Genomic DNA, 4536 nt, shown 5'->3' with positions numbered 1-4536 from the left:
CGTGGGCTTCTGGGAGAACCCGAACCCGGGGAGCGACGGGACGACGACGTCGAATGAATCGGCGGCGTCTCCTCCGAACGAAACCGGATCGGTCAGCGGGCCGATCAGCTTCAGGAACTCGACGATCGAGCCCGGCCATCCGTGCGTGAGTATCAGCGGCATCGCGTTGGGATTCTTGGACCTGACGTGGATGAAGTGGATGTCCAGCCCGTCAATCTCGGTCAGGAACTGGGGGAAGCGATTGAGCCCGGACTCAAAGCGCCGCCAGTCGTAGCCGCGCTCCCAGTAGCCGGCCAGAGACCTGGCGTTCTCTACCCGAACCCCTTGCGACCAGTCGCCCACCGTTTCCGGATCCGGCCATCGAGTTCTGGCCAGTCGCTGCTTCACGTCGTCGATCTCCGCATCCGAGATCGAGACGGTGAACGGGCGGACGAGGGTCGAGGTCGGCGGCGTCGGTGCGGTCATTGCCTTCTTCTCTTCTCCTGAGCTTCGAAGCACAGCGATGGCGCCGGACTCGGGACTGGCCACTGTCTGACTCCTTCCTGTGTACGGACGTGACCAAGGCTCCCGCCCGGCAGGGTGAGCGGGCAACACGCGAATGAGGTGATCGGCGCAATCACGCCAACTGGGCGTCGGCGCGCGGGCGCGGTATTTCACGGATGGTGGGATGATCGCGGGTGTGGACGCGTGTGAGGTTCCGGTTTCCGCTTCGGTCCCGGGTGCTGCTGCCGGTGCGCCGTGGCGAGTACGGCGAGGCGATCCACGGCCTGCTCGGGCCAGTCGATGAGCAGCAGGGCCACCGCGGCCACGGTGACCGCCCACTATGCCTCAGCGCTCAACGACGCCCTGCTCATCGCTGCCTGCGTCGCCTTCGCCGCTTGTGCCGCGCCCCTCGGTGAGGCGGACACGCCGGTCGCATCCGCCCAGGGCGGCGGCGAAACGGTACCCCTGCCCGATGCAGCGGCCCTCATGACCGTAGCGGCCTGAAGGCGTCGCGCAGTGTTTCGGCGAGTAGTTGCGGTTCGGCGACGGCGGGGAAATGACCGCCGCGGTCGTGCTCGGCCCACGTGGTGACGGTGAAGTAGCGTTCGGCTAGCTCACGTGGCGGCTTGGGGAAGGGGACCTTTTCCCCGCCGAAGATCGTGATGCCCGTGGGAACCGGTGCCTGCTCGCCCGGGAGCAGCGCGGTGCCGGGGCCGGGCGTGTGCCGGTAGGCCCAATAAGGCAGCAGGGAGGAGCTGATCGTCCCGGTGACCCAGTACAGGGTCAAGGTCCCCAGCAGTAGGTCCCGGGGGAACGCGGGCTGGCCACCGGCAGTCGTGCTGCTCCAGGCGGTGATCTTCTCCCCGATCCAGGCGGCAAGCCCGGCTGGCGAGTCGTGCAGGGCCGCGCCTAGCGTGTCGGGCTTAGTGGAGTGCAGGTGGGCGTAGCCGCCCTCCTCGCCGGTCCAGGCGTCCATCTGGGCGAAGTGGGCCTCCTCGGCGGGACTCCAGGGCCTCGGCGGAGCCGCCAGCCCGGGGGTGGCCAGGTGAATGCCGGCCACCGCATCGCGGTGGGCGCGGGCAAGCCGGGCGGTGACACCCGCGCCCAGATCACTACCGTGCGCGGTGTAGCGCGGATAGCCGAGGCCTTCGGTCATGAGCCGGTGCCACAGGCTGGCGACCGCATTCGCGGTCAGGCCACCCGTCGGGGGCGGGCCAGAAAAGCCGAACCCGGGCAGCGACGGAGCTACCACTGTGAACGCGTCACCCGGATCACCGCCGTGCGTGCCGGGATCGGTAAGCAGAGGCAGCAGGTCAAGGTACTCACAGAACGAGCCAGGCCACCCGTGGGTGAGCAGCAGCGGCAGCGGCGCAGGCCCCCGGCCCGGCTCGTGCACCAGGTGGATCACCAGACCGTCGACAGTCGCCCGGAAGTGCGCGTGTCGGTCCAGCCGCGCCTGGAACGCGCCGGTGTCGAACTGCTGCCAGTCAGCCAGCAGGCTGGTCAGCCATGGCCGCGGGACTCCCTGCTCCCATGCGGTGCCGCGGTCAGGGGCCAGGCGGACGGCCGACAGCCGCCTGCCCAAGTCATCAAGCACGGTGGCATCAAACCCTGGATGCATCGGTCCCACAGTCACCGGCGACTCAGCCACACCCACTCGTTCCCCCTTCCAGGCGCCGCGCACCCATCTGCGACGTGACGCAGGACGATCCCCAAGTATGCGCGGCCACGACCGGAAACGGGCCAGCGTCCCAGGCGGTCGCGGGCAACTCCTCGTCGGCCGCGCGGCGCTGGAGGAAAACCGCGATCTCGGCCGGTTGATGTGATCGGACCTCCACGAGCGGGGGTGTCCGGTTCGTGGCTGTGGTCATACGGTGGCCGCCGGGTTCCTCGCGAAACGGTCCGCCACACGGTCCGGGGTCTTCAGGTTGCGTTCGTCCCCGGTCAGGCCGCCCCAGATGCCGTGCGCCTGCCGGGTCCGCAGCGCGAACGCGAGACACTGACGTCGGACCAGGCAATGGGCGCAGACCGCCTTTGCCTCGGCCGCCTGCTCAAGGGACTTTCCGGTGGAGGAGGCCGGGAAGAACAGGTCGGGGTCAGTCGACTGGCAGGCGGCGCGTACCCGCCAGTTCCCCTCGATCGGTCGCGGCGCCATAGCGATACCTCCTCGATGCTCTTTTGGTGCCTCAAGGTTTGTGTCCGCGCGGGTGACGCCGGATCACACGAACTGCGTGATTGCGGCTCCTTCACCAAGCTCTGATGTGCCTTCCGTGCGCGCAGCAGGGACACCATGTCTAAGGGCCGGCCTGGCAGGCTTCGCCAGCCTCGTCTTGAAGGCGCGATCAGCCTGACCGGATCGGCCGGTTTCCCGGTTCCGCAATCACGCTGATCGGGTGATGCCTGCTCACCCTGGCGAATCCGATGTTGGCATCGGCAATGACCGAAGGAGGAAGGGCCAGTGATACGCCTGATGTTCGCAGGATCGCGCTATATGTGGTCACCGCCATCGTTGCGATCACGGTCGCAGTGCTCGCTGCCGACCTGCCGCACCTGGCGTCCGGCGACTATCCCTTTGAGCGTGGCCGCGACTGGCGCCCTCGCCCCAGATGGGCGCGGACCAGCGTGTTACGCGACACGCGTATCTCGCCCGTCGGGCGGGTGCAGGGGCTCGGCCTGCCCGACGGCGGGGACGTCTCCCCGGCTGGGTCACGCCAAAAGATGTCCAGACTCTCGCAGGAGGCACGATGCGCAGGTTCACGAACAGCCGTAGAACGCTGGTCGGTCTTGTCCTTATGGCCACCCTCGGCATAGCTGCGTGCTCGGCAAACCATGCGCCGAGCGCTGCCGGGTCAGGTAACGGCCACTCGACCATTCCCACGGCCACGGCGGTACGCGGTTCAGCTCAACCGCCTGCCCGTCAGCGGACTGACGATCACCTGACGGCACCTCCTGCACCCGCCGCGCCCACGCCGACCAGCGGCACCTCGCTTGTGCCCATGCAGACAGCCCAGGGCGGTGAGTTCGTCTCGCCGTCTGGCAACATCAGCTGCGAGGTGGACTACAACCGAGATGGTGTGACGGCGGCCTACTGCGAGACGGGCACTCCGCCGCAGTCGGTGACCATGGGCGTCACTGGCAGCTACACGACCTGCACGGGCGTGCTGTGCCTCTCCAACCCAGGGATGGACACGCCCACCCTCGCCTATGGAGCGGTAACCGGCGTGGGCCCGTTCGTCTGCGAATCGGCCACTACGGGGGTCACCTGCACGGCAGACGGCAGGGGCTTCCAGATCTCCCGTTCTGGCATCACGCCGGTGTGATGCCGATCCACGGCCCTACCGGACCGTTGTTAGATCGGGTAGGCGTCGCCAACAGTGAGGTAGCTGCGGCCGCTCAGCGCAGCCAGCACGGCCACCAGTCGCCGCCCACCGGCCCACACAGCGCCACCTCCCGCGAGCCCGGTCACTCGCCGGCGCGTCACTCATCGTGAGTGCCTGAACAGGGCGCGGGAGGCGATCCGGGCGCCTTCGGATAGATCCTCGAGCTTCGCCCAGACGATCTCCGGGTGGCCAACCCGGTTGCCGAGGCCACAGTCGGTGCCGGCGATCAGGTTCTCCGCGCCGACCAGCTTCGCGAACCGGAGCAGGCGCTGGGCGACCAGTTCGGGGTGCTCGATGACGTCGGTTGCGTGCCCCACCACGCCGGGCATCAGCGACGCGCCTTCCGGCAGCCGCACGTCCTCCCACAGCGTCCACTCGTGCTCGTGCCGTGGGTTGGCCGCCTCGATCGAGTAGCAGCCCGCCGGGACCGACAGGACGAGGTCGACGATGTCCCGTAGCGGGATATCGTCGCGGTGCGGGCCGTGGCCGCTGCCCCAGCAGACGTGCAGCCTGACCCGCTCTGGCGGAATGCCCCGCAGGGCGTGGTTCAGCGCCTCCACCCGCAGCGCGGCGTACCGCCGGTACTCGGGCACCGTCATGTCGGGGAACATCTGCCACCCGTCGGGCAGGTCCGGGTCGTCCAGTTGCAGCAGCAGCCCGGCGTCCGTGATCG

The 4536-nt window shown here is 68.6% G+C and carries 5 protein-coding genes and 1 pseudogene; 2 read left to right on the top strand and 4 right to left on the bottom strand.

What is annotated here, in order from left to right; translation table 11 throughout:
- The coding region (locus WA805_RS03595; protein ID WP_425241641.1) for an epoxide hydrolase family protein at positions 1-465 on the bottom strand (465 nt) is incomplete at its 3' end.
- 318 nt (positions 466-783) lie between these two features.
- Between WA805_RS03595 and WA805_RS03590 the strand changes: the two genes are divergently transcribed.
- Positions 784-987 carry a hypothetical protein gene (locus WA805_RS03590; RefSeq protein ID WP_422339547.1) on the top strand — a complete coding sequence of 68 codons (204 nt, stop codon included), beginning with the start codon at positions 784-786 and terminating at the stop codon, positions 985-987.
- On the opposite strand, the gene WA805_RS03585 is transcribed toward WA805_RS03590, so the two are convergent.
- Both WA805_RS03585 and WA805_RS03580 read right to left on the bottom strand, forming a co-directional pair.
- Positions 968-2104 (bottom strand): epoxide hydrolase family protein, encoded by a 1137-nt coding sequence (locus tag WA805_RS03585; RefSeq protein ID WP_424559145.1) that lies wholly within the window; start codon positions 2102-2104, stop codon positions 968-970. The genes WA805_RS03590 and WA805_RS03585 overlap by 20 nt on opposite strands.
- 246 nt (positions 2105-2350) lie before the next feature.
- Positions 2351-2638 (bottom strand): WhiB family transcriptional regulator, encoded by a 288-nt coding sequence (locus tag WA805_RS03580; protein WP_425241640.1) that lies wholly within the window; start codon positions 2636-2638, stop codon positions 2351-2353.
- Between the two features lie 841 nt (positions 2639-3479).
- Here WA805_RS03580 and WA805_RS03575 point away from each other — a divergent pair.
- Positions 3480-3803 carry a hypothetical protein gene (locus WA805_RS03575; RefSeq protein WP_422286327.1) on the top strand — a complete coding sequence of 108 codons (324 nt, stop codon included), beginning with the start codon at positions 3480-3482 and terminating at the stop codon, positions 3801-3803.
- A 161-nt stretch (positions 3804-3964) separates the two neighbouring features.
- Here the strand turns inward: WA805_RS03575 and WA805_RS03570 are convergent.
- Positions 3965-4536: pseudogene (locus WA805_RS03570) on the bottom strand (epoxyalkane--coenzyme M transferase); the annotation flags it as partial.

Origin of the sequence: Trebonia sp., assembly GCF_049794275.1 — a bacterium.
GTDB lineage: Bacteria > Actinomycetota > Actinomycetes > Streptosporangiales > Streptosporangiaceae > Trebonia.
The sequence above is the reverse complement of the archived record's forward strand: the minus strand, read 5'-3'. Positions and strand labels throughout refer to the sequence as shown.

Coding starts and splice junctions, on each gene's coding strand:
- WA805_RS03590 (WP_422339547.1), top strand. CDS start 784: ATGAGCAGCAGGGCCACCGCGGCCACGGTGACCGCCCACTATGCCTCA.
- WA805_RS03585 (WP_424559145.1), bottom strand. CDS start 2,104: ATGCATCCAGGGTTTGATGCCACCGTGCTTGATGACTTGGGCAGGCGG.
- WA805_RS03580 (WP_425241640.1), bottom strand. CDS start 2,638: ATGGCGCCGCGACCGATCGAGGGGAACTGGCGGGTACGCGCCGCCTGC.
- WA805_RS03575 (WP_422286327.1), top strand. CDS start 3,480: ATGCAGACAGCCCAGGGCGGTGAGTTCGTCTCGCCGTCTGGCAACATC.